Origin of the sequence: Psychrobacillus sp. FSL K6-2836 (genome assembly GCF_038003085.1) — a bacterium.
Lineage (GTDB): Bacteria > Bacillota > Bacilli > Bacillales_A > Planococcaceae > Psychrobacillus.
Genome location: NZ_JBBOOM010000003.1, coordinates 45,738 through 69,077 on the forward strand (window position 1 = coordinate 45,738; position 23,340 = coordinate 69,077).

The following is a 23,340-nucleotide window of genomic DNA, read 5'->3' on the forward strand; positions in this document are numbered from 1 at the left end:
TTTTGTCTCTCCTTAATAATTATTCCTGTTTGTATTGAGGTTCTTCTTGTTCAATTTGTTGAACACGCAGTTCAATACTGTCTATAACAGATTGAGTTTGTTTAGCAGCATCTTGGTAAAGCGACTTCGCTTGTTGATTGTCTGTACTTAGAGCAAAGGTTTCAAAATTGCCTGAGCACTTTTCAAGCCTGCTAGAGAAGTCTTAACGTCATTAATTACCGTCATAAGAACACCTCCTTATCTTTTTTGATTTTCAACTTCTAATGGGATGTATTAGTTTCCAATTTCCTATTTTCAATTGGCAAAATGAATCCCTGGATATATTCCCCTATTTTTCTATTACTTTTCGATAATAACTCCTCTAACTAAAATATTTAAAAAGGAAATATACTGTTAAATGATGACCTTTATTTTTACAAAACGTATTGAACATAAAAGATTGACCTCTAATAGTTCTAACAAATTACATGATTCATAGAGTGATTCAACCATAGTAATCGCCGATGCTTTACTGCATTTCAAGTTCGCCCCTTGACTGTGTTTTTCACTTTTAGTCAACTCCTGTCTTTGTTGGATATAGGGGGAGGGCGAACGTCTAGGAATTTGCCACTGTTTCCGGCTTAAAACAGGTTGGGAATGTGTACGATACGTATATAAATGTCAACACTAATATGTACATTTTCGCTTATATAAGGATGTACACGAAATATCACTCACCCTACAGTCATTAAATGAAAAGTTCATCAGATAAAGCTCATTTTGAAGGAGAATTCACACTCACCCTAATCATGAATTCCATGACCTTAAAGTACCTTCAAATACTGATACAACTTGATTCTATTTATCTTGCTGTTTATTCATATGATCCATTATCTGATTGATTTTCTTGAAAATTCAAATTGGAAAAGTTAAATTTCTTTTCACCTTTTTTAGGAATCATAATAGTTCAATTTGAAACATACAAAACAAAGGGGCTGTCTAATAAGTCCCTAAAATAAAACAGGTGGAGAAAAACGAGTCGTTTTTCTCCACCTGTATTTATGTTTTTACTAATTTTTCTTGAAAGTAGTTGGCGAATGCCTGCTACTTTCAGTAGGTTGTGGGCTAATGCCACAATCCCAAATTCTGTGTGGACCTTTTCGAGGCCCCGCAGTAAAAATCTGCGGAACGATCGATTGCCCTTGATGTGGCCAAAAACACTTTCTACGTCAATTTTACGTTGTGCGTAGATGCGTGATTTCGTTTCACATTCAAGGGCTGCTTTGGCCTTTGCTTTCATTTCTTCAAAAATGGGGTTCCATTGTACTTGGCGATTGCCTTTGGCTTTTGTACAGAGTGCTTTCAATGGACAATCTGAACAGTCCTCACATTCTTACACTTTTAAACTTTGTATATAACCCGAGACATTTTTCTTATTCAAATACTTTTTAAATTCAACTCTACGCCCGTTTGGACAAATAAAATGATCTTCCTTTTCGATGTAATCCCAATTCTTCGCATGTTTGATGTTCTTCTTATAACTTCGTGACTTTTCCTTTAGATACATTCTGTACGGAATAAGGAAGTCAAAACGGGGTTCTTTTTCTTCACCCATCGCATACAGATAATTTTCTTCACTTCCATAACCCGCATCGGCTATCACCGTTTTTGGCATCGGTAAACTAGATGCTGCTAATTTCTCCAAGTGTGGAATAAAGCAGCGTGTATCCGTAGGACGTTGATGCATGGAGTAAAGTAAAATAAAATGAATTTATTTTCTGTTGCCATTTGAACATTATAAGCCGCTTTTAATTGTCCGATTTTCATATGATCATCTTTCATTCGCATAAACGTCGCGTCATAATCTGTTTTCGAAAAGCTATTGCGGTCACCGAAGACTTCGTATTGTTGTTTATATTTATTCAGGCGAGGTAAGAAGTTTTCTCGAATCAATTTTAATGGTTTCTTTAGCACACTTCGTTGCGAACGGATTTCTTTACGTGCCGCGACATCTTCTTCTGCTTCAACTTCATTTGTTAAAGTGAATACCTGTTCTTCCAATTCCTGCGCAATGATTTCTAATTGTTCTGGGGTTACGTCTTCTTTGACTTCCTTAATAGTAGATTGAATCAACTCGGATTCCGCTATTTCTTGAATATGTTGAATCGTTTCTTGTATTTTTTCTTTTAGCTTTCCCTCGAAATTCTTCGTTGCTTTTTTCCACACAATAGAATACTTATTGGCATCGGCTTCAATTTTTGTCCCATCAAAAAAGTAGTTTTCCATGGTAATATAGTTTTGCTCGATAAGTAGCAGAATCATTTCTTCAAATAGTGAATCTATCATGTTTATAAATTGCTCTGAACGGAAGCGATTGATTGTACGATGATCGGGTTCTTGTCCAGCTGCGAGCCATTTTACGGGAATATTTTCGCTGAGTAAATTTTCAATACCCCATGAGGAATAAACCTTTTTAGAATAACCGTACAGAATCACTTTTGTCATCATCTTCGGATGGAATGAGCTTCTCCCACCACCTTTATAATGAGAAAAGAAAACTTCGTCATCAATAGACTCAATCATTTCATCAATCACGCGTGATACATGGTTGCCAGGGATCAAATCTTGTATATCAAAAAGGGATATTCCTTGTTGGTTATTATATGGAATAAAAGTAGGTGCGTAATTTCTTTTTTTAGAAACGCAAGTTTCCTCCTGAATTGCCAGTGGAAGTGAAGTTTGTTCAGTGATATAATTTGGATTAGTAATCTTTGGATTGCACATAAAAAATCGTCCCTTCTAAATGTTGGTGTGGTAACTTTCATTTTACTAGAAGTGACGATTTTTTTGTACCCATTTTTAGTAACGAAAAAAGGGCTGCCCCCAAAAGTCATTATTGGTGACTTTTGGGACAGCCCCTTAAACTTATTGCTGTTTACTTATTTTCATCTGTTGTATCTGGGTCAGTTGCATCTGCGGGATCTTCAACCGGTTCTTCTGAATCAGGGACCACATTATTTTCATCTGTAGTATCTGGATCAGTTGCATCTGCGGGATCTTCAACCGGTTCTTCTAAATCAGGGACCACATTATTTTCATCTGTAGTATCTGGATCAGTTGCATCTGCGGGATCTTCAATCGGTTCTTCTAAATCAGGGACCACATTATTTTCATCTGTAGTATCTGGATCAGTTGCATCTGCGGGATCTTCAATCGGTTCTTCATCATTATTACAACCCATTAACAAGATGGCAGATAGAAAAACTGCTGTTACTAGTCTTAACCACTTAAGATTCATTTTTTACCGCCCTTTCTATATTCATTTTATAATCTAAATTATATTGCCCGTTTATTCTTTTTTTATACTTGTGGTTCCTAGGGATGTTAATATAGTCACATTCCTATATCCAAACTTTCACTTTGTTTAAACACTCCGTTTTTCATCTCAATCAATATTTCAAAATGACCGTTTATTTGTTGAACCTTACTTATTGGTTGCCAATGACGTTTTGCATTTACTTCATCACCTGGTTGAAACGGTTCATCACCAGCATTTTCAATTTCTTCGTGAATCACCCATTTATGATCCTCAACTGGTTCACCAACAGTTGTTGGAGTATATGTAACAGTATAAATTGTCGTATCAAAGGCACCATATATTGTAGCTTCAGAACCATTCATTCCCGACATATGTTCCGCATTGATAATGGCTTGGCTTCCAACAGGATAGGTAAAGCAGGATCATCTGCTATACCTCCTTTCTGTACAATCACATGCGAGCCATATTTTAAGATAATCAACTTTTTAAAATATAGGTAACTTGATCAATTGCTTTTTGCAGTTTTTCACTGTTTTTTACAAATAGCTGCTTAGCATCCTTATCTTCTGTTGCAAGCGCAAATAATTCTAAGTCCGCTTGGCATTTTTTCATCGTTGAAAGCATTAAAGGCCTTTCCTGCGGAGATGGAACTTGTAGCTTATCATCAAAAACATCAACCGTTAATTCCCCATAAGAATTTACTTGACCAATAAATACGTTTTCAATTGTAACCCCTAGTTTTTCTATTTCTGTCTTTAACCACCCCCGACTATGCCCAATGGTGGCAAGTGGTTCATCCAAAATCTTGCCATCCATAATGACAGTCTGAGGTTCCTTAATTGAAGCTACTTTCATGTTTAAATCCTTTGGTGTTAAAGGTTGGTTCTCTTTCTTCAGCATGACAGATAAATCACCTGTTGCCTCTAAAATCGCAAATTGCACATCAGACACCTGGAAGACATCCTTATTCCGAAGTAGTTCTAACAATTCGTCCACAGTATATCTTTCCTTCTTCAAATTATCTTCCATAACTTTTCCGTCTTTGATGAATATAGTCCCCTTGCCTTCTGTAAAATCGCGAAACTTTTTACTTTTTAAAGAAATAAGACCACCTAAAAATGGGATCAATGAAACGATTCCAATCCCTAACAATCCTAAAAACATGTTTCCATCTAATCCCATGATACTTTCTGCTGCTATGCTTCCAATGGTTATTCCAGTTACATATTCAAAGAAAGAAAGTTGAGCTATTTGTTTTTTACCTAGTACCTTGGTAACGAAAAAAAGAAAAATGACAAACATTACTGATCGAAGCGCGACATCTAGCCATTCAGGCATGATTAAAAGACCTCCTCTTTACTTAAAAACCTTTATATTGATATTCTTCATTTTCCAATTCTCCAACCCTTTTATTCAAATCTGTCACTATTTCGCTTACTACCATCATCGTTTCATGTATGGTTTGTTTTGATTCATTATCTTGTGTACGTTCTGCTAAATTGGATAGGCTAGCTTCTACTCCTTTGAGACTAGCTAGACATTGTTTTACATCCGACACTACAGTCATCTGTCATCCTCCTCATCCCTTTGGTTTAAAAAATAATGCACCAATCATGCCGAAAACAATGGCAGATGAAATACCGGAACTTGTCACTTCGAACATCCCAGTGAGTACCCCAACTAAGCCGTGTTTTTCAGCTTCTGCCATCGCCCCATGTACCAGTGAATTACCAAAGCTTGTAATTGGTACGGTAGCTCCTGCACCAGCAAAATCAATCAATGGTTCATATAAACCTACCCCATCTAAAATGGCACCAGACACTACAAGGGTACTTAACGTATGTGCTGGTGTTAGTTTAAACACATCAAACATAATTTGACCTATTACACAAATCAAGCCACCAACAACAAAAGCCCAAAAAAAGATCATATCTATTCTTCCCCCCCGTATTCAATCGATACCGCATGAGCAATACAAGGAATTGTTTCGTTTTGCTGGAAGGTTAGCGGTGATAGTAGAGCACCTGTAGCTACCACTAACATTCTTTTAAATTCACCTTTTTTCATGCGATTTAATAAATGGCCATATACTACGGTTGCTGAGCAACCCGCACCACTGGCTCCTGCCAAAACCGGCTGTCCTTCCCGATAAATCATGAGTCCACAATCCTGGTATTGTTCTTCCGTGATAGGGGTTCCATGCTTTTTGAATATTTCAAGCGATGCTTCATGCCCTATTTTGCCAAGGTCACCTGTTACGATTAAGTCATAATAAGAGGGATCAACGTTTCGTTCCTTTAAATGCGCTTCGATGGTATCAACCGCAGCGGGTGCCATAGCCCCTCCCATATTAAAAGGATCTGTCAACCCCATATCAATGACGCGGCCTATCGTGGCAGAAGTTACACGTGGTCCTTCCCCGGTATTACTTAACAAAGCAGCCCCTGCACCCGTTACTGTCCATTGTGCAGTAGGCGGTTTTTGTCCACCATATTCAGTCGGATAGCGAAACTGTTTTTCAACGGCCGTGTTATGACTGGAAGCTCCTGTTAATATATATTTAGCCCCATTTGTGTTAATGATATAGGCACCTAGAGCCAATCCTTCCATAGATGTTGAACAGGCTCCAAACAAACCGAAATAAGGGGCTCCAATCGTTCGACTTGCGAAACTTGTAGGGGTAATTTGGTTAATCAGATCACCAGCTAGTAGAAATTGAACTTGTTCCTTTTGAATTTCTCCTTTTTCGAGTGCTTTTTGACAGGCTTCTTCAAAAAGTATTTTATGTGCTTTTTCATATGAATCTTGCGCGAGCCACAAATCGGAATGCAGAAGATCAAAATCATCTGCTATAGCTCCATCTGCTTCGAATGGCCCTCCGACTGTTCCAGTGGAAATAATTACTGGTTTTTGATCAAAGATCCATGTACGATGACCTGCTAACATTACAAACCACCCCACTGTATAAAGATTGTTTTAATCAAAGAAATGATAAATGCAGAAAATACGCCAAACAGAATTACCGAACCGGCAAGTTTAAACATATTACCACCTACCCCTAATACAAATCCTTCTGTCCGGTGTTCAATAGCAGCAGATATAATAGCATTTCCAAATCCAGTAACTGGAACAGCAGTCCCCGCCCCTCCAAATTGTGCGATTCTATCATAAACTCCAAATCCTGTAAGAAGCATCGCAATAAAAACTAAAGTTCCCACCGTTGGATTACCTGCTGTTTGATCGGTAAAATCAAAATAATAAATATAAAATGTTGAAATTAGCTGACCGATTAGACAGATAAGACCACCGACTAAAAAAGCTTTTATGCAATTTCGAACTACTGGTCTTTTTGTTTCGTGTTTCTTTTGAAGTTCTTGGTATTCCTGTTGCACTGGTGTTAATTGCTTCTTTTTATTATTCGACATCTAGCAAGCCTCTCTTTCTCTACGATTGTTCTTTCATGAGACTTTTAATCTTTTTTATATCTTTTTCTAAGTTCTTCATACCCAAAGTATTCTTTTGAAGTTTTTCGTCTAGTTTAACAAGTTCAAAATACATTTTTAGATCGGCTGAAACTAAGATTGAATAATCTGGGTACCGTTTTTCCAGATCTGATTTTATGTTCTTCTCAATTTTTTTTAACTGAAAACGATCAAATTGTTTTACTTTTATGGCTACTAATAGCTCTTTATCTGAATTCACTGCCATCACATCTGAAATTTCCTCTTCCATGCTGACGTTTTCTATAGCTTGATTGGCAACGGATTGACTGATTGGCTTACTCACCTGTGAAACATTCAAATCCTCATTGGCATCCTGATCCTGATTTCCATTACAACCTGTGCATAATCCGATAACCATTAATATTAAAAGACCAACTTTCACATTTTTTATTTTGGATATCATGATTTCACCTCTGTGTTATATCGATTATTTTTAGAAATAAAAGGTTGGTTAATTCAACCAACCTTTTATCTCCTTTTAATTATTCCTCTCTGTACTGAGGTTCTTCTTGTTGAATTTCTTGAAGACGTGGTTCAACACTGTCTACAATAGCTTGGGTTTTGATAGCAGCATCTTGATAAAGCGATTTCGCTTGCTGATTATCTGTACTTAAAGCAAATGTTTCAAAGCTAGCTTGAGCAGTTTTCAATCCCGCCAGAACAGTCTTAACGTCGTTTACTACCGTCATGAAATAACACCTCCTTATTTTATTAAATTTCAAATTCTATAAGAAAACATTCATTTCCAATTTTTAGTTGTCAATTGGACTAAATGAATCCCTGGACATTTTACCCGTTTTGTGAAAACTTTATACTGTTCGACTTTTGAAGTAAAAAATGACAGGAAACTTAAGAAAGTTTTATAGAGAAGCTATACAAGTTGAATTACTGAAGGAAAAAAACTGTTTGAATCCTTCTAAAGTAAGCGCCAAATAATGCCCACCTAGTCGAACAGCCACTGAAAAAGTACCTTTTACTTAAACAAGCGATCCTTATCTCGGTTTATCGAGATAAGGATCGCTGTTTTTTTGTATAATAAAAGTACTAACTTTAGGTGGTGTCCGGTATGATTTCCAATCAACAGTCTCTTTCTCTCAGTCCATTTACGTTATATCAAAAATCTCCTGAAGAAATCCTAATGAAGAAATCGAAAAACCTTCGAAAAGCAGTGTACCAAATAGATGAAAAAATGAAAGAGAAGTTCTCGTTAAAAACAACGACAAATGAATTAGAAGATGAGCTAACCTATTGCCGTCAAGTTATCGAATCAATGGAAGCTGAGGAAAAAATCCGTGAATATCCGAACGATTTGTCGAGATAAATGAACACCTAATTGTTCAAATTGGTTTTCTTGACCATAGGCTTTGAATAAATTAGAATGTGTTTGATGTTTCAATAATTCCTAAACGTAAATAGTTAAACAAGTGAATTAATATTTTGCTTCAGTTAATGATTCATCCTTCACATTACAGGAGTTATTGTTCGTTTCATCATAGCCCTACACCGTTTCACACTTTCTGAGGTACCACTGTATTTCCACTTAGTACCAATGTTATCTCTATAGTTATAATCCTTATGATCAGTAACCGTTTCTTCTTCATCGCGTTTTACAAGTTCATATCCTCTTGCTTCTAATTCAGCAATTGCTATATCTAGTTCGGCTATCGTAATTCGATTGATATGTACCTGTTGGTTATTTAAATACCCATATCGTTTTTTCGTTTGCATCTTGAACGCCCCTTTATTTTGGTGAATGACAAATTGCACCATGTTTTAGGTACTTATACATTAGGTATTATCAGCGATGATAAATATAGTTACCTGTATATAAATTGTTCAAAATACTGTTGAATATTCATATCGTACTTCAAATGACTTTTGAAGTTGTTCGCTTATCAAAACGTCAACTAACTGCATATGTTATAAAGTTCATTCTTTTTAGCACGTATATCTTTTGTAACCCCCTAATGCGCCTTCTCATTAGGGGGTTTTTTTGTTGTACAGTGAGAAACAGAATCCAAAAAGGTTTTAAATGGTGCTTATATTTTTTATAACCAGGCTGTATGAACAAGGTTCACATCTATTTGAAATGCAAAGACAATGAAAAATACATACAATTTTTTAACGTAAATACAGAGCAGAGCATCGACTATCGAAACCCAACACAAGACGGATGAAAAGTCTGAGTGTAGACATTTAGGCTTTTTATTGTACATCCATTTTAAAGTAGAATTAGAATTGATTTGGGTATATTGAACAAACAAATTAAATAGATGAACACTGAAGACACTTCAACTTATGAGGTGTCTTTTTTGTCGTGTTCATTATGCACATTACAGAAAGGAGACAATCAAATGAAACAGAAAGAAAATAAAGTTACATTAGATATTCAACATGAATTCTACCTCCAGGTTGCCAGCCAAATTTTACCGAAACTTACCGAAAAAAGAATATCGTGAATGCGGATGTGAAATTAAAGAACAACATAAATCATATCTATACGAATGTGAGCACTGTATGCGTACACATGAAGAGTAGATAATATGGTTTCCGTATTAAAAACGGAAGATAAAACTAAAAAAGGCATAAACAAAACTTTTTCAAAAGAAAAGTTTTGTTTATGCCTTTTTTTACATCCAGACTGGTGTTCATTAACTGTGGATGCTTTTTCATTTTAACGTGTGGATTGTGGAATTCTAATCTTCTGTGTAACAAAACTCGTCCCTTTCTGAACACGCCCCAATCCAAATGGAAAAGAGCGTGTCACTTTAGTTGGTACTTTGCACATTTTTAAAGCATTATTTTGCACCTAATATTCAAAATGAAACATTACAGTCTTTAAATCAAGTAAATTAATTACTGTGTCAGTTATTACCATTTAAGTTACAATAATATTAAGGGTATCCAGTATAAATTTCGACTACCGAATCTTCAACTAACGGGGCAGCATTCCTGTTTGAAAGTTATTCGGGGTCTTGCAGAAAAAAGAGCCCTCTAGTATGATGCTGAGTGTCAACGCACATTGACCCATCATCTACTAGGAGGACTCCTAAATGCATTCTAAAATGAATAACAAAATTAATCAAGTGACTGAAAATACACTCGTCGTTGGCATGGACATTGCGAAGCGTGTGCATTACGCCTGTTTCGTCGATGAAAGAGGACGCGTGATAGAAAAAGCATTTGCGGTACATCAATCAAAAGAAGGTTTCGAAAGTTTGTATAAAAAGATTCGATTAACGATGAAAGAAACTCAGAAGACAGAAGTAGTTGTTGGAATTGAACCTACGGGTCACTATTGGATGAATTTAGCGTATTTCTTAGATCAATATGGAATTCCACTCGTCATGGTCAATCCAATGCACGTCAAACGTTCTAAAGAACTGGACGATAATTTACCGACCAAGCATGATAAAAAAGATGCGCTAGTCATCGCTCGTTTAGTGAAAGATGGACGTTTTAGTTATCCACGTTTATTAAAAGACATAGATGCTGAATTGCGTATTGGTTCTACCCTTCGTTCCAAATTAACGGAGGACCTATCAAGTATTAAAAATCGAATCATTCGTTGGTTGGATCGTTACTTTCCAGAGTTTACTCAAGTCTTTCCGTCTTTTGGGAAGATGGCACTTGCCACGCTGGAAAAGACTCCGTTGCCAAAGGATATTGAACGGAAAACCGCTGAACAGCTTGTGTTTCTCTACCGTCAGGTAGAGGGAATGAGAGTTCCACAGTTACCTAAAGCACAGCTTCTCATTGAGGCTGCGATAAAATCTATTGGACTGACAGAAGGAACAGAGATGGCCCGACGTGAAATCGCCACGCTCCTACGTCAGTATCGCTTATTAGAAAGCGAAATTGAATCTTTAAACAATCAACTAGCCGAAATGGCTAAAATGACTATGGAATATGACCTACTTGCATCGGTTCCAGGTTTAGGAGATGCGACGATTGTTGATTTACTTTCAGAAGTAGGAAGCTTTTCACTTTATGATAATCCACGCCAACTCATCAAACTAGCGGGATTAACATTACGTGAAAACTCATCTGGTCAGCATAAGGGGCAAAAACATATCTCCAAACGAGGAAGAAAAAGACTTAGATATATTCTTTTCAAAGTAATAGTACCACTCATTCGTCACAACGAAGCTTTCAAGCAACTTCATGAATATTACACCACACGCCAACAAAATCCCTTACGTGGAAAGCAATCAATGGTGGTATTGTGTGGTAAATTACTGAAGGTATTACATGGTATTTGTAAAAAGAAAGTCCGTTTTAACGAGAAACATATGATGAAAGACCTTTACTGTCTCGCAGAGGCAGCATAAACAAATTCTTTTCATCGAACTATTCCAAGAAGGATGACACGGAGAAGCCAGCAACATAACTAAACTTAGACCAAGAGTCCCCGGGGCAGCTTAGCAGGCCTCTGCCTTATGAATAGACCGAACGAAGGAATGTAAGCGCACTGACGCTAAGAGACATGGGAGGGTACGTCGTCATAAGTTTCGCAGAGATCCATTGTGCATCACATAGTGGAGAAAAAAGCTAATGATTTCCATTAGTTTTAGCGAAGCGTACGCTCAACTTGGTAATAAAATCTATAAATTCAAGACTCTGTTTATCAAAGAAAAGAAAAATATTTTTCTTAAATCACGAAGTGATGAAAACCGTTGATATCTCAATGTTTATAGAGGGAGTTTAGTTGAAGAAAAAGGATTATTTTCTCGCCTTATAGAATTTATAGATATGTAAAATTATTGGAGGGAAATAAATGATTTTTGAAATAACTAATCAAGTCCGTGTTACTGATATTCAACAAGGACATAAGTGGTATGAAATTTTACTAAACAAAAAGCCTGATTTTATACCACACGATGGATTCGTCGAATGGGAAATCCTACCCGGTTGTTGGTTGCAAGTTGCTGAAGGAACTCCTTCGGAAGGTAGTGGACCTTTGCGTTTAGGGGTTACTAATATAATTGCTGAAAGAGATAGACTTGTAAAGGAGTTGGGAATTGAGAACTTTGAGATATTTTCTCGTGAAGAAGTCTCTGCAAAATGGGGGTCTTTCACTGACCCTTGGGGAAATCAACTGGGTTTCTTTGAGTATTTGGATAAGAAAGAAGAAAATGACCGTGTTAAAACGATTTTAGGAATTTAATCCAATTTAAAAACAAAGGCAATTTGGGATAAAAAATAAGTTTCTTATTCAACTAACGGGTGCTTTACTTCAAGAAGGAGTGCGGCCTTTTTTCTTATTGAACTAACGCAGCAGGTTAGTTTAATAAGAAAAATTGATTTATGCTTATTTCAAATGGAAAGTAATTTAAATTTGGAACCTCTATTTTTTATAAACGTATTAAAGTAAGTGGCAGGTTAGTTGAACTAGAAATTATAGATGAGGAGATAAAGGTATGAGTGAAGACAACCTTAACCATCTAAGTGATGGTATCAGACAAATTGAAAGTCAATTTAAAGAAAAAGTTGAACCGTTTCGTTCAGATTTGTGGCGATACTGTTATCGGCTTACCGGATCTCCTTGGGATGCAGAAGATTTAGTACAAGATACCATGCTGAAATCACTTTCAATCTTGGCAAAATTGTACCAGCCTGTTAAGACAAAATCTTATTTATTTCGGATTGCAACAAATCTCTGGATTGATCAACTAAGGAAGGGAAATGGCAGATTTACACTCTCTAACTATGAATTATTAATAGAGGATAAAACCACACAGAATGATTTTTTAGTAATGGAAAACTTGGAATTGCTTATACAACAACTTACCCCTATCCAATATGTTTCCTTACTATTAGCAGATGTATTTCTATTCAAAGGGAAAGAAATTGCAGAAATTTTAAATTCGAGTGAAAGTGCCGTACATACAAACTTAAGCAGGGCAAGGAGTACATTAAAACAAAAAGAAAAAGGAACAATCAAAGAAAGAAGCTCATACATAAGAGAATTAAAACCATCTGAAACGTTTAAAGTTATGCTGAAAGGGCTGCGAAATAAAGATCCTAATTTAATTATCTCTGTATTAGACGACAACATAGTAACCGACATTACACATTCCAGCTTGGAAATCGGGTTGGAAGAATTAAAGAAAAATTCTTTGAGGGATTGGAAAGAAGTTGTGGATAATCAGAACGTGATCGTTCCTCACTATATTGAATTATGGGGAAGGCCCGTCATTGTAGAATTGGAAAAGAAAGAAGATGCCCAATTATACTTGAACAACATCTACTTTTTGGAAGCGAGCAATACCAAGATAACATACTGGAAGTATTACTGTTTCTCATGGGATTTGATGAACTATGCTGCTGCTGAGTTGAACGTAAAATTAAATGCTAAATATTTTTATCACATTTTTTAATATTCTTCGTAAGATTTTCCCTCTAAACTACGTTATATAGTTGAAGTTCCTTTACAGGATTTCAATTATTAGAGAAGGAGTGATTGGATGACTAGTCCAATTAGAAATCAAATAAACACAGTGTTTATCCATGTGAAAAATTTAGAGAGATCGGTCGAGTGGTATTGCCGTTTGCTCGGCCAGGAGTATGAACCTTCTGAAATTATAAGACCGGTTTACAATCTGAAAATCAATCATTTCACAGGATTGACTTTGGATGCAGGACCCGAAGGAGAAATAAAGGAAGTAGAGGCACTCCCCTATCCTTTGTTCAACTTTCATACGGATCAAATTCAGGATGCTTATGCATATGTGGAAGAACTGAATTATGAAATTGCTTCAGAAATTGTTCAATTTGATGATTTTGCATTTTTTACAGTTTTAGATCCGGACAAAAATACAGTGATGGTTTGTACAGGTTAAATAAAAGATATTGCATGCGCTAATCTGAAAATGGTTGGCGCATTTTTTGTAGAAACAGTTTATATGCTAATAAAAGGAAGTTTGTGAATAAATGTACTTAAACTAACGGGTGCTTTACTTCAAGAAGGAGTAAAGCCTTTTTCTTATTTAACTAAAGACGCAGTTTAGTTGAATAAGAAGGATTTTTTATGGTTGTGTTGAATAAGTTAATATATGTAAATTATTGAACAAAGGGGATGCTTTACTTTCAATCTGAAGGTGGGTGGCACTTTTTGAAAGAATGTCAAAAGTAAGCCGTTAAGGAGGGGTAGGTATTCCTAAGATTAAGAAGAGGTTTTTACCTTTATTTATTTATATTCCTTTGATAACAATACTTCTTTTAACATTGAAGACCAACTTCAATTTGACTGGTTATAATTATTACTTGGATGAAGAAACGATGAAGTTAACGATTGAAGAGGGCTTCGTAAAAAAAGAAACGTACAATGTGCAAGATTCTCCAATTCAAGCGATAAAAGTAATGTTGCCAATTAACAAAGCATATGACATGTGGGGACTTACTATCTTAATATCCTCGCTTTTTATTACAGGCTTTTTCTTATTATTTTTTAAACCTTCGATACCAAGGAAAAATGTGAAATTGTATGTCACCGTATATTTTATATTCCTTACCATCTTTATTATTTGGGATATTTACGTACACAAAGAAATTATTAAGGAAATATCAAATGCTCTAAATAGTTTATAAAGATAGAATGACCTTTATTTTTCAAAATGGTGTTCCATATTTTTTTACCTAACGGAGTGCTTTAGCAGAACAAGACATATGGGTTATCATGGTGATAGGAAGTTGTATAGGGGGTGTCTAAATGATGTTGTTCCTTCAAGCATTTATTGGTTCAATTGTAATTCATGTAGTCTATTTTTTCGGTATGATGTTAGTCGGTTATATTAAAACAAGAAATTATAAACCAGATTTTGCAAGTGCTTGGGATAATGTAGAGACACTTCAAAGTGAAGTGGTTTTTAGTAAGGTTAATTCGCATTTTCTTTACCTATTCACATTTGTAGGAGTAGCTATACTATGTGGAATTATAATAAAATTCTTCAACTAACGGGTGCTTTAGTTTAAGATTCGGAAACCGAAATAAAATGGCGACGTTCAGTAAATCTGAATATTGCCATTTTTTGTATATACTCAATCTCAAAAACGATAGTTATTGAGATCTTTTATTTTGTCTTCATTTTGAGGAGAATCATAGGTAATTTGTGTATCAGAATATTGCTCAAAATCTATGTATCATTAACTACCGTTTATGGTATATTTTATCTAGAGGTGGCTAAAAAATGAGTTCATACATTTACGGGTATGCCCGAGTGAGTACTCGGCAACAAGAATTGGATCGACAGTTAGATTTATTGAAGGAATACAATTGCAATGAAATCTTAACGGAGAAAATGTCTGGTACAAAATCAGATCGACCAGAGTTAAATCGGTTAAAAGACAAATTACGTCCTGGCGATGTGGTAATTGTGGAAAGCTTCTCACGATTAGGAAGAAGCACAAAGGATTTAATTGACTTGGTGAATTATTTCGAGGAAATCAATGTAAAGCTTATAAGTATTAAAGAAAAATTTGATATGTCTACTCCTCAGGGGAAATTGATGATGACAGTGTTCCAAGCATTTAGTCAGTTTGAACGTGATTTGATTGTGCAGCGTACAAAAGAAGGGTTAAAAAGTGCTCGGGCTCGTGGACGTAAAGGTGGTCGACCACAAGTCAATGAGAAAGAAATTAGAAAGGCTATTAACCTGTATAAAACCGAGCAATATAGTGTGAAGGAAATTGTTGAAATGACGGGTATTAGTAGAGCCACGTTGTATCGCTATGTAGAGAAAGAAAAAATAGAAACGAGATGAGTTGTTGCTGTGCAAATCTGGAAGAAGGAGTGCTTTGTATGAACAATGAACCAGCCCCGTTAACTTCTTATTCTGAAGAACAAAGAAAAACAGCTGTTCAAAAGTTTCGTATCATTGAGCCTTACTTGATTGGCGAAAAGAAGTTGAACACGATTGTTGGAGAGACTGGATTCGCTAAACGCACGCTTCATTATTGGATAAAAGCATATGAACTGTATGGATTATGCGGATTAATTCGCCAAAAACGTTGCGATGCCAATCACTTTAAACTGGAAAAAGAAGTAGTATCGGAAGTTGAGCAGTTGATTTACCAATATCCTAAAAACTCACTTACATCAATTCACCGTAAAATCTGTTCCATCTGTGAAGAAAAACAATGGCAGAGACCAAGTTATGCCCAAGTTTATGCAATAGCCAAATCTCTTTCATCAGCGGCCAAGACATTAGCTACTGACGGGACAAAAGCATATAAAAATCAATACGATTTAATCTATCGTCGAGAAGCCAATTACCCAAACGAGTTTTGGCAGGCCGATCACACATTATTAGATATTGTTTTAATGAATGAAAAAGGAAAAGATGAACGACCATGGCTAACAATCATTTTGGATGAGTACAGTAGATCAATTGCTGGTTATTTTTTATCCTTTCAGGCGCCTTCAGCCATTCAAACAGCTTTAGCCCTGCACCAAGCAGTATGGCGAAAGAGTCATCAAGATTGGAGCATTTGTGGTATTCCAGAACATTTTTATACAGACCATGGCAGTGATTTTACATCAAAGCATTTAGAGCAAGTTGCCATTGATTTAAAAATCAATCTTGTATTCTCGACTGTTGGTGTCCCAAGAGGTAGAGGGAAAATTGAACGCTTCTTTTTAACGGTGAATCAATTGTTTTTACAGGACTTGCCCGGTTATATACACAACAAAAAATCCGAACCCCTCCTCTCCCTACATGAACTAGATGCAAAACTAGAAACCTTTATAATCAATGTTTACCATCAACGTGTGCATGGAACGACAAAACAAGAGCCAATGACGCGATGGAACCAGTCTGGATTTTTGCCGAATATGCCAGAAAGCTTAGAGCAACTTGACTTATTATTATTAAAAGTTGCCAAAGCGAGAAAAGTACACTCAGACGGAATACACTTTCAAGGGCTAAGGTATACAGAACCGAATCTCGCTGCCTTTGTTGGGGAAACGGTTGTCATTCGTTACGATCCACGAGACCTTGCGGAAATAAGAGTATTTTATAATGACCGTTATTTATGTACAGCCATTTCACCTGAAATAGCCGATTACACAGTAGACTTAAAAGAGATTGTTGCGGCTAGAAACAACCGAAAACGCACGTTACAGAAACAAATCACACCTGAGAAAACAGTAATTGAAGAGATCGTTGAGTCTAAACAATTTGAAACAAGTTCAGAGAAACCAAAGTCAAACTTGAAGAGGTATTTCAATGAATAGTACACAACCCTTTATTGAGACAAAAGAGTATAAACGGTTCGTGGAATTTTGTGAGGCCTGTATCAAGTATAAATATATAGGCATTTGCTATGGTCTGCCTGGTGTGGGAAAAACTCTATCTTCGAGACACTATTCAAATTGGGACTACGCTGATAGACAAATAAATTATAAAGCTGGCGACAAAGTAAGGATAGATACAGATGATCGGATACTAAACTGTCATACTCTTTTTTATACCGCGCCAGCTATTAGAGCATCCAAGTTAACTGCAGAACTTGATATACTAGGTGCTAAATTAAATTTGGTGAAGTCTAAATATAATGAAAAAACATATGGCATAGAAAAATATACAACAAATTTTTATGAAGGTATTCACTTGATTATTGTCGATGAAATTGATCGCTTAAAATTACAAGATTTAGAACAACTTCGTGATATCTATGATCAACGTAACCTAGCCATAGTATTCATTGGAATGCCAGGGATAGAAAAACGATTAGCACGTTACCCGCAACTTTACTCTCGCATTGGTTTTGCGCACGAATTTCAAAAGCTTAGTAAAGACGAGATGCACCATATCTTAGAATACAAATGGGATGAACTTGATATCTCTATTAAAAAAGAGAATTTCTCCGATTATGAGGCGCTCACAAGTATCATGAAAGTCACAAATGGAAATTTCAGACTCATTCATCGGCTATTTACTCAGATGGAACGTATTCTTGAAATCAATCACCTGACATCCATTACCTCAGAGGTCGTAGAAGCTGCACGAAATAGCTTAGTGATTGGACGTAAATAAATGAAGAAACCCAGCTAATTTTCTAGTAGATAGTTAGCTGGGTTTTAACGTTTTCAGTGCAAAATAGCACTTAAAACTAGTGCAATTAATACCCTAAAGTGACAAAGAGCGTTTTTTTATACTTATGATGTAACAAAACCCTGTACATTATTCTATGTTCAATAACGAATGGCATTTTATCTTATGTTACAATTAGAGTATAGAGAAAATGCGAAAAGAGTGATTTTATTGTTAATTGGCTATGCACGTGTATCAACAGGATTACAAAATTTGGATTTACAGACGGATGCGTTAACGCAACATGGTTGTTCTAAAATTTTCCACGATAAAATGAGTGGGACAAAAAAACAACGACCTGGTTTGGAAGAAGCATTGGAGTATGCACGTGAAGGAGATACGATTGTTGTTTGGCGATTGGATCGATTGGGACGCAATATGCAGGATTTGATTCAGATTGTAAACACACTGAATGAGCGTGGTGTGACTTTCCATAGCTTGCAGGAAAATTTAACAATGGATAAAAGCAATGCAACAGGGCAATTGATGTTCCACTTATTCGCTGCCTTTGCAGAATTTGAACGGAATCTGATCGAAGAACGATCTGCAGCTGGTCGAGCAGCTGCAAGAGCACGTGGCCGTCTTGGTGGTCGGCCTGAGAAATTTGGACCGAAAGATATTGAAATGATGAAAGATCTTATTAATGGAGGTACACCAATCAAAGATGTGGCGGAAAGATGGGGTGTTTCCCGAACCACTATTTATCGCTATTTGGAACGTAAGTGATCTGACATCTAAGAGAGACAAGTTGATTTTGCAGCACAAGTAGGTCGATATTACAAAAAACATCCAAGCAGATATCGTCGTGATAGATATGCCATTGTTCGACAATACCCAATATAAACATAGCTTAGGACATTTATTGCGGACCTTGTGTTAAAGACCCTATCTTGGATGGCAAAAGAGGAACACGATCATATTGGAAAACGCCGAAGTGAAGGAACTCATCTGGCTTCGCAGAACCGTATCACCTTCAGCTTACCCTTTCTAAAGAAGAGTTCAAATTGTTCTATGATCGGTGGAAATCTGAGGATATTACTGCACTGGAGGATATTTGTTAATTACATACATCCTAGAAAATATGAAAATATTTACTAAAGATGTATAATAGAAGCACCTCAAAAAGAGGTTGAGTCAAGATCATCTGGATCGAATTCAGTAATATGGCTAACTTGTAGAATAATCTGCAAATTCCGAGGAATATGTGAATTATTTATTAGCGACAATTTAAAACTTAAAGTGGTTTTCTTTAATTGAATACCGCCCATCACTTATGATTTTTATAAAAAGGGTTTATTTGGAGGAATTAGATGAATAAGATCTTTAATCAATATAAATACTTTTTGGATGAAAACTACGAAAAAATGGATATCTTTGAAAAAAGAATCTCTTCACTAATATACGAGAATTTTGAAGAAATAAAAGGTTTGTCAAGTAATCAAGGTAAACGTGGTAAAAAAGTAGCTGATTTGATAGATAAAAATAAGAATAATATTAAATTAAAACCAGAGAATATAAATCTTGGACTGAAAGAAAGAGTCGGAATATTTAGACTGAAAAATATTCAAATAAAGAATTTCCGTGGTTTTTCTGAGGAAGTAGATATTGATTTATCAAAGAACTTCACATTTGTTTATGGTCCCAATGGTACTGGTAAATCAAGTTTTTGCGAGGCATTGGAGTACTCACTATTAGGTAGTATTGAAGAAAGCTTAATGAAGAAAATACCACTAGATCAATACATAAAAAATGTCTATACAGATACAAGCAATGATCCTGTAATTTATTGTTTTAATGAAAAAAATGAAACTGAAGTATTACAAAAAAATAATGAAATGTTTTCTTTTTGTTTTATTGAGAGAAATAGGATAGAGAAATTTTCCAGGATTTCTGCTGATACTCCGAATTTAAAACAGCAAAGATTATCTTCTTTATTCGGCTTAGATGAGTGGAATAATTTTGTGAAAAACTTTAATTCAGAGATTACAAATTATTTAGTTGATAGTAATGCAGACGAGAGACTCTATACAAAAGAGAAGAATACTTTTGATATAGATATAGGATTCCTTTCTTCTATTGATAAACAAGTTAGTCAGTATGATGATAGAGTCAAAAAGGTCTTAAAGAACTATCATGAATTTAAGAAAATAAGTGAATTTATGAATTTTGCAGAAGGTCCTTCTGGTGAAAACGGAAGAATTCAAGTATTAACTGATTTAATAAGAGAAAAAATGCAAATAAAGAAAGAATCTAAAGAAATGGTTTCTCAGTTGACAGAAAAATCAAATAGTATAATAAAATTAAATGAGCAAATTATTTCAAATGTAAAAGAACTATCTGAATTTAAGGAAAAAATGTCTTTGAAAATTTTTTATCAACAAATAATAAATATGAAATCTTCTGATAAAAATATTTGTCCTGCTTGTCATTCAGTACTATATGATGAAAACCAGCACCTCTGTGTTCCTACTGACCCTTATAATGATGCCAAACAATATTTATCTAAGCTACATAAAGCAATTAGTTTAGAAGAAGCAGTTAAAAGTGACAAGACCCTATTTTCTAAAGAAGTTATATCCTTGAATAAAATTATGAGAACATTGCTTAATTCAATCAAAGTCATTGACTACAAATCAAATAATGATTTTAACTTTATGGATTTTTCAAGTTTTGTTGAAGATTTAACTACTAACAACAAGAATTTTTCGAAAGAACTTTTTGAAAGTTTTAATGTTGAATTAGTATTAATAGATGAAAAAATAGGGTTACATAACAAGAAAGTAGATAATGTAGAATTGGACAAAAAAGTATTAGAAGAAGAATTATTGAAATTGAAAAAAGATAAAAAAGAAATTGAAGAAATAAAAATGGGTTATAAGATTTTAAAGAAATCAGAAACGGAAAAAAATATAAAATTAGAAGAATTCCAAAAGAAATTAGATCAGCTAAAAGAAAGATCTGAAATGGAAGTCCAAGAAAATGCTATAAATAATGAATATAGAATGGCTTATAAAAGATTATTGATTAAGTTGGAGGAATATTCTCAACAATTACCTATTCAACTAGTCTCATCACTGGAGAGTAAGACTCTTGAAATTTACAATGAAATTAATAATAATGATTTGGTTGGTGAACAGTTCGAAAGTATAAAACTTCCTAATAATCCCAATGAAAAAATACTGATATCCTTTAATAATAATCCTAAGAAGAAATTAGACGCACTATTAGTATTGAGTGAAGGACACATACGATGTTTAGGTTTATCAATTCTTTTAGCAAAAATTATTCACGACGATCTACCGTTTATCATTTTTGATGATGTTGTAAATGCTATTGATGATGAACATAGAACGACTATTGCTAAATTGATAACAAGTCATGAAGAAATAATTTCTAAACAATGTATTATAACAACCCATGGCAATAATTATATAGAAACCCTTGAAAATGAGTTTAGTCCACAATCTTATAAAGAAAAGGTAAGTAGAGTTACTTTTAAAAAGCCTTTAGAACAAGGGAAAATACATGTTGATGGAACTAAAACTAACAATCTCTTGATAAAAGCACAAAATTATTTTGAAGATTATGATTTTAGTAATTGTCTAACTTGTTGTAGAAAAAGTGCAGAAAATCTTTCTGAACAAGTATGGAATACTTATTATAAATTTTTTAGAAAACCAATAAAAATAAAATTGGATAGAAAAAGTTCTTATGCCCAAGCAAAAGATGTTTTTGATGTATTAATATCTGAATTAAGTAAAAGTAAGGTCTCTGCATTTGAGAATTTAGTAGGTTTAATGAAAGAAGTTGTTGAGCATGACAAAAAAACACATATACTATGGAATATAATGAATTCTGGAACTCACCATTCTAATAGAGACTTTGAATTCGATAGTATTCAGATCAATGAATTGTTGAGTTTGTTAAATGATATTAATAATGAAATAAGTATAGAAATTAATGTTAATGGTTCCAGTGTACTTACGTATAAAGGAGAACGTCAAGTTTTACAGAGTAAGTCTGAGATTCTTTATTCACAACAAAAGGATACTGTTTTATAAAAACTGAATTTAATAAACAAATAAGCACTACGAATTGCAGTGCTTATTTGTTTTTTTGATTATCTTTTTAATCCGTTATTTCAATGTTTGTACTTCAAAACAGAACCCGTTAGGTAAGCATCAAATAATAATGCTGTAACAGAAAAATGGATACGCTCATGAAATTTTAGAGATTATATAAACATTTGTTGCATAAATCCCTTTTTTTGATTCTTTAGTGATTCAATTTTACTGTTTTCATAATCAATTTTATTATCAAGTGTTGAGAAAAAACCGGATATTTTTTGTTGTTCTTTTATCGTCGGAATCATAAATTCCATATTTGAAATAATATTCCAATCGACTCTTGGCATTTTTGACCCGGAAGACTTGTTTGCGTACACCATAAAGTATTCAGTTTGAATAAAATAATATAGAAATTTTTTCTCAAGATTTGAAACACATGGACTTAAAACCCAAATCTCTGTTGAACACATACCTTCTGAGTCGGAAAACCAATATTTTTTTAAGTACGGGCGTAACTTCCCAAATAAAACCGATTCTCTGCTAAACTTGTTTTTCATACTTGTCTGATCAACATAGTTTGTATCTTTTATTATTCTTCCACTTCCAGATTCAATATTTTCAAGCTCAATACACATGTTTAAATCAGAACCATCTTCTGGATTTACTTTAGGACTCTTATTTGATACTACATTCCCAAACAAAAAAGACTCCCACTCCCCAAAATCCCCCCCATTCTCATCCTTAAACCGCAACTCTTGACTAAAAATCTTCTGCATAAGCCCTTTTTTCTGCAGTTTCAACAACTCAACTTTTTCTTGTTGCTTTTGGATTTTTTTATTCAATCTGTCAAAAAAATTAGCAATCTTAGCTTGTTCTGCTAGCAATGGAACGTTTAGTTCAAGTTTACTTAATCCTACAATTGTTAGAGCCTTTTGATTAGATCCGCTAGCAAGATCCATTACTTTTTTCTTAACCACACCTGAATCTAATGAATGGTAAAGAAAATTATTATTGATATCTTCACTTATATTATTAATCCAGATTAAATTTCCATCTTTAAAGTAAAAAGTAAACTCTTCTGGTACAATCATCAAATTACCAATGGTTCCCACTGCAGTAATTAAAATATCTCCACCATTTGGCGCACCAAACTTCGAATTTAACTCATTATACTTTTCTTGGGATATATATAAGATATCCTTTGGTGTTTTACCAGCATTAATTTCTGATATTTCTTTACCTCTAAAAAAAGGAATACCCTCATTGACATAATCATTAGCATATATTCTCTTGCTAGACCCAACATTTGCTAAGTCTCTTAACCTGAATTTTTTATATTTAATATCCTTTGTAAAGGTTAATTTAGGCACATTCATCTC

General features: G+C 34.7%; 24 protein-coding genes and 4 pseudogenes. 13 read left to right on the forward strand and 15 right to left on the reverse strand.

The window, feature by feature from the left end; genetic code table 11:
• Positions 1 to 19: 19 nt before the first annotated feature.
• The 13 genes and pseudogenes from MKY37_RS21635 to MKY37_RS21695 all read right to left on the reverse strand — a co-directional run bounded on the left by MKY37_RS21635 (position 20) and on the right by MKY37_RS21695 (position 7,490).
• Positions 20 to 225: pseudogene (locus MKY37_RS21635) on the reverse strand (DUF1657 domain-containing protein).
• Between the two features lie 721 nt (positions 226 to 946).
• A pseudogene (locus MKY37_RS21640) lies at positions 947 to 1,360 on the reverse strand (transposase); the annotation flags it as partial.
• 12 nt (positions 1,361 to 1,372) lie between these two features.
• On the reverse strand, positions 1,373 to 1,684 hold the full coding sequence (locus tag MKY37_RS21645) for a hypothetical protein (RefSeq protein WP_340780276.1): 312 nt from the start codon (positions 1,682 to 1,684) through the stop codon (positions 1,373 to 1,375).
• Positions 1,672 to 2,763, reverse strand: coding sequence for a transposase (locus tag MKY37_RS21650; RefSeq protein ID WP_340780277.1), 1,092 nt, complete (start codon positions 2,761 to 2,763; stop codon positions 1,672 to 1,674). The genes MKY37_RS21645 and MKY37_RS21650 overlap by 13 nt, the downstream gene beginning before the upstream one ends.
• Before the next feature lie 151 nt (positions 2,764 to 2,914).
• Positions 2,915 to 3,277 carry a hypothetical protein gene (locus MKY37_RS21655; RefSeq protein ID WP_340780278.1) on the reverse strand — a complete coding sequence of 121 codons (363 nt, stop codon included), beginning with the start codon at positions 3,275 to 3,277 and terminating at the stop codon, positions 2,915 to 2,917.
• Between the two features lie 218 nt (positions 3,278 to 3,495).
• Positions 3,496 to 3,708: pseudogene (locus tag MKY37_RS21660) on the reverse strand (DUF1541 domain-containing protein); the annotation flags it as partial.
• Positions 3,709 to 3,775: 67 nt separating this feature from the next.
• Complete coding sequence (locus MKY37_RS21665; protein WP_340780279.1) at positions 3,776 to 4,636, reverse strand: DUF421 domain-containing protein; 861 nt, start codon at positions 4,634 to 4,636, stop codon at positions 3,776 to 3,778.
• Between the two features lie 22 nt (positions 4,637 to 4,658).
• Positions 4,659 to 4,865 carry a DUF1657 domain-containing protein gene (locus MKY37_RS21670; RefSeq protein WP_340780280.1) on the reverse strand — a complete coding sequence of 69 codons (207 nt, stop codon included), beginning with the start codon at positions 4,863 to 4,865 and terminating at the stop codon, positions 4,659 to 4,661.
• A gap of 12 nt (positions 4,866 to 4,877) precedes the next feature.
• Complete coding sequence (gene spoVAE, locus MKY37_RS21675) at positions 4,878 to 5,228, reverse strand: stage V sporulation protein AE (protein ID WP_340780281.1); 351 nt, start codon at positions 5,226 to 5,228, stop codon at positions 4,878 to 4,880.
• A 2-nt stretch (positions 5,229 to 5,230) separates the two neighbouring features.
• Positions 5,231 to 6,244: a stage V sporulation protein AD gene (spoVAD, locus tag MKY37_RS21680; RefSeq protein WP_340780282.1), complete on the reverse strand. Its 1,014-nt coding sequence runs from the start codon at positions 6,242 to 6,244 to the stop codon at positions 5,231 to 5,233.
• Positions 6,244 to 6,723 (reverse strand): stage V sporulation protein AC, encoded by a 480-nt coding sequence (gene spoVAC, locus MKY37_RS21685; RefSeq protein WP_340780283.1) that lies wholly within the window; start codon positions 6,721 to 6,723, stop codon positions 6,244 to 6,246. The genes spoVAD and spoVAC overlap by 1 nt, the downstream gene beginning before the upstream one ends.
• A 19-nt stretch (positions 6,724 to 6,742) precedes the next feature.
• Positions 6,743 to 7,204, reverse strand: coding sequence for a YhcN/YlaJ family sporulation lipoprotein (locus MKY37_RS21690; protein ID WP_340780284.1), 462 nt, complete (start codon positions 7,202 to 7,204; stop codon positions 6,743 to 6,745).
• A 79-nt stretch (positions 7,205 to 7,283) separates the two neighbouring features.
• Positions 7,284 to 7,490: a DUF1657 domain-containing protein gene (locus tag MKY37_RS21695; protein WP_340780285.1), complete on the reverse strand. Its 207-nt coding sequence runs from the start codon at positions 7,488 to 7,490 to the stop codon at positions 7,284 to 7,286.
• A 425-nt stretch (positions 7,491 to 7,915) separates the two neighbouring features.
• Between MKY37_RS21695 and MKY37_RS21700 the strand changes: the two are divergent.
• Positions 7,916 to 8,107: pseudogene (locus MKY37_RS21700) on the forward strand (IS5/IS1182 family transposase); the annotation flags it as partial.
• A gap of 155 nt (positions 8,108 to 8,262) precedes the next feature.
• On the opposite strand, the gene MKY37_RS21705 reads toward MKY37_RS21700, so the two are convergent.
• A complete protein-coding gene (locus MKY37_RS21705) occupies positions 8,263 to 8,529 on the reverse strand; it encodes a hypothetical protein (RefSeq protein ID WP_340780286.1) in 267 nt (88 codons plus the stop codon).
• A 684-nt stretch (positions 8,530 to 9,213) separates the two neighbouring features.
• Between MKY37_RS21705 and yhfH the strand changes: the two genes are divergently transcribed.
• From yhfH to MKY37_RS21765, 12 genes are all read left to right on the forward strand, one after another.
• Complete coding sequence (yhfH, locus tag MKY37_RS21710; protein ID WP_340780288.1) at positions 9,214 to 9,339, forward strand: protein YhfH; 126 nt, start codon at positions 9,214 to 9,216, stop codon at positions 9,337 to 9,339.
• Positions 9,340 to 9,854: 515 nt separating this feature from the next.
• Complete coding sequence (locus MKY37_RS21715; protein WP_340780289.1) at positions 9,855 to 11,132, forward strand: IS110 family transposase; 1,278 nt, start codon at positions 9,855 to 9,857, stop codon at positions 11,130 to 11,132.
• A 446-nt stretch (positions 11,133 to 11,578) separates the two neighbouring features.
• Positions 11,579 to 11,968: a VOC family protein gene (locus MKY37_RS21720; protein ID WP_340780290.1), complete on the forward strand. Its 390-nt coding sequence runs from the start codon at positions 11,579 to 11,581 to the stop codon at positions 11,966 to 11,968.
• 253 nt (positions 11,969 to 12,221) lie between these two features.
• Positions 12,222 to 13,181: an RNA polymerase sigma factor gene (locus MKY37_RS21725; RefSeq protein ID WP_340780291.1), complete on the forward strand. Its 960-nt coding sequence runs from the start codon at positions 12,222 to 12,224 to the stop codon at positions 13,179 to 13,181.
• An 87-nt stretch (positions 13,182 to 13,268) separates the two neighbouring features.
• Positions 13,269 to 13,643 carry a VOC family protein gene (locus tag MKY37_RS21730; RefSeq protein ID WP_340780292.1) on the forward strand — a complete coding sequence of 125 codons (375 nt, stop codon included), beginning with the start codon at positions 13,269 to 13,271 and terminating at the stop codon, positions 13,641 to 13,643.
• A gap of 361 nt (positions 13,644 to 14,004) precedes the next feature.
• Positions 14,005 to 14,391, forward strand: a complete 387-nt coding sequence (locus tag MKY37_RS21735) for a hypothetical protein (RefSeq protein ID WP_340780293.1) — start codon at positions 14,005 to 14,007, stop codon at positions 14,389 to 14,391.
• A gap of 121 nt (positions 14,392 to 14,512) precedes the next feature.
• The gene (locus MKY37_RS21740; protein ID WP_340780294.1) at positions 14,513 to 14,758 is read left to right on the forward strand and encodes a hypothetical protein; all 246 of its coding nucleotides are present in this window, start codon (positions 14,513 to 14,515) and stop codon (positions 14,756 to 14,758) included.
• A gap of 232 nt (positions 14,759 to 14,990) precedes the next feature.
• Positions 14,991 to 15,563: a recombinase family protein gene (locus tag MKY37_RS21745; RefSeq protein ID WP_340780295.1), complete on the forward strand. Its 573-nt coding sequence runs from the start codon at positions 14,991 to 14,993 to the stop codon at positions 15,561 to 15,563.
• Between the two features lie 38 nt (positions 15,564 to 15,601).
• Positions 15,602 to 17,035 carry a Mu transposase C-terminal domain-containing protein gene (locus MKY37_RS21750; protein WP_340780296.1) on the forward strand — a complete coding sequence of 478 codons (1,434 nt, stop codon included), beginning with the start codon at positions 15,602 to 15,604 and terminating at the stop codon, positions 17,033 to 17,035.
• A complete protein-coding gene (locus MKY37_RS21755; RefSeq protein ID WP_340780297.1) occupies positions 17,028 to 17,837 on the forward strand; it encodes an AAA family ATPase in 810 nt (269 codons plus the stop codon). Before MKY37_RS21750 ends, MKY37_RS21755 begins: the two co-directional genes overlap by 8 nt.
• Before the next feature lie 228 nt (positions 17,838 to 18,065).
• A complete protein-coding gene (locus MKY37_RS21760; RefSeq protein WP_340780329.1) occupies positions 18,066 to 18,620 on the forward strand; it encodes a recombinase family protein in 555 nt (184 codons plus the stop codon).
• A gap of 584 nt (positions 18,621 to 19,204) precedes the next feature.
• On the forward strand, positions 19,205 to 21,955 hold the full coding sequence (locus MKY37_RS21765; RefSeq protein ID WP_340780298.1) for an AAA family ATPase: 2,751 nt from the start codon (positions 19,205 to 19,207) through the stop codon (positions 21,953 to 21,955).
• Positions 21,956 to 22,128: 173 nt separating this feature from the next.
• Here MKY37_RS21765 and MKY37_RS21770 read toward each other — a convergent pair whose 3' ends face one another.
• Complete coding sequence (locus tag MKY37_RS21770; protein WP_340780299.1) at positions 22,129 to 23,337, reverse strand: restriction endonuclease subunit S; 1,209 nt, start codon at positions 23,335 to 23,337, stop codon at positions 22,129 to 22,131.
• Positions 23,338 to 23,340: the final 3 nt, after the last annotated feature.

Bases quoted from the DNA above. Each gene is read 5' to 3' on its own strand.
- MKY37_RS21650 (WP_340780277.1), bottom strand. From the start codon at position 2,763: ATGTGCAATCCAAAGATTACTAATCCAAATTATATCACTGAACAAACT.
- MKY37_RS21655 (WP_340780278.1), bottom strand. From the start codon at position 3,277: ATGAATCTTAAGTGGTTAAGACTAGTAACAGCAGTTTTTCTATCTGCC.
- MKY37_RS21665 (WP_340780279.1), bottom strand. From the start codon at position 4,636: ATGCCTGAATGGCTAGATGTCGCGCTTCGATCAGTAATGTTTGTCATT.
- MKY37_RS21670 (WP_340780280.1), bottom strand. From the start codon at position 4,865: ATGACTGTAGTGTCGGATGTAAAACAATGTCTAGCTAGTCTCAAAGGA.
- spoVAE (WP_340780281.1), bottom strand. From the start codon at position 5,228: ATGATCTTTTTTTGGGCTTTTGTTGTTGGTGGCTTGATTTGTGTAATA.
- spoVAD (WP_340780282.1), bottom strand. From the start codon at position 6,244: ATGTTAGCAGGTCATCGTACATGGATCTTTGATCAAAAACCAGTAATT.
- spoVAC (WP_340780283.1), bottom strand. From the start codon at position 6,723: ATGTCGAATAATAAAAAGAAGCAATTAACACCAGTGCAACAGGAATAC.
- MKY37_RS21690 (WP_340780284.1), bottom strand. From the start codon at position 7,204: ATGATATCCAAAATAAAAAATGTGAAAGTTGGTCTTTTAATATTAATG.
- MKY37_RS21695 (WP_340780285.1), bottom strand. From the start codon at position 7,490: ATGACGGTAGTAAACGACGTTAAGACTGTTCTGGCGGGATTGAAAACT.
- MKY37_RS21705 (WP_340780286.1), bottom strand. From the start codon at position 8,529: ATGCAAACGAAAAAACGATATGGGTATTTAAATAACCAACAGGTACAT.
- MKY37_RS21715 (WP_340780289.1), top strand. From the start codon at position 9,855: ATGCATTCTAAAATGAATAACAAAATTAATCAAGTGACTGAAAATACA.
- MKY37_RS21720 (WP_340780290.1), top strand. From the start codon at position 11,579: ATGATTTTTGAAATAACTAATCAAGTCCGTGTTACTGATATTCAACAA.
- MKY37_RS21725 (WP_340780291.1), top strand. From the start codon at position 12,222: ATGAGTGAAGACAACCTTAACCATCTAAGTGATGGTATCAGACAAATT.
- MKY37_RS21730 (WP_340780292.1), top strand. From the start codon at position 13,269: ATGACTAGTCCAATTAGAAATCAAATAAACACAGTGTTTATCCATGTG.
- MKY37_RS21740 (WP_340780294.1), top strand. From the start codon at position 14,513: ATGATGTTGTTCCTTCAAGCATTTATTGGTTCAATTGTAATTCATGTA.
- MKY37_RS21745 (WP_340780295.1), top strand. From the start codon at position 14,991: ATGAGTTCATACATTTACGGGTATGCCCGAGTGAGTACTCGGCAACAA.
- MKY37_RS21750 (WP_340780296.1), top strand. From the start codon at position 15,602: ATGAACAATGAACCAGCCCCGTTAACTTCTTATTCTGAAGAACAAAGA.
- MKY37_RS21755 (WP_340780297.1), top strand. From the start codon at position 17,028: ATGAATAGTACACAACCCTTTATTGAGACAAAAGAGTATAAACGGTTC.
- MKY37_RS21765 (WP_340780298.1), top strand. From the start codon at position 19,205: ATGAATAAGATCTTTAATCAATATAAATACTTTTTGGATGAAAACTAC.
- MKY37_RS21770 (WP_340780299.1), bottom strand. From the start codon at position 23,337: ATGAATGTGCCTAAATTAACCTTTACAAAGGATATTAAATATAAAAAA.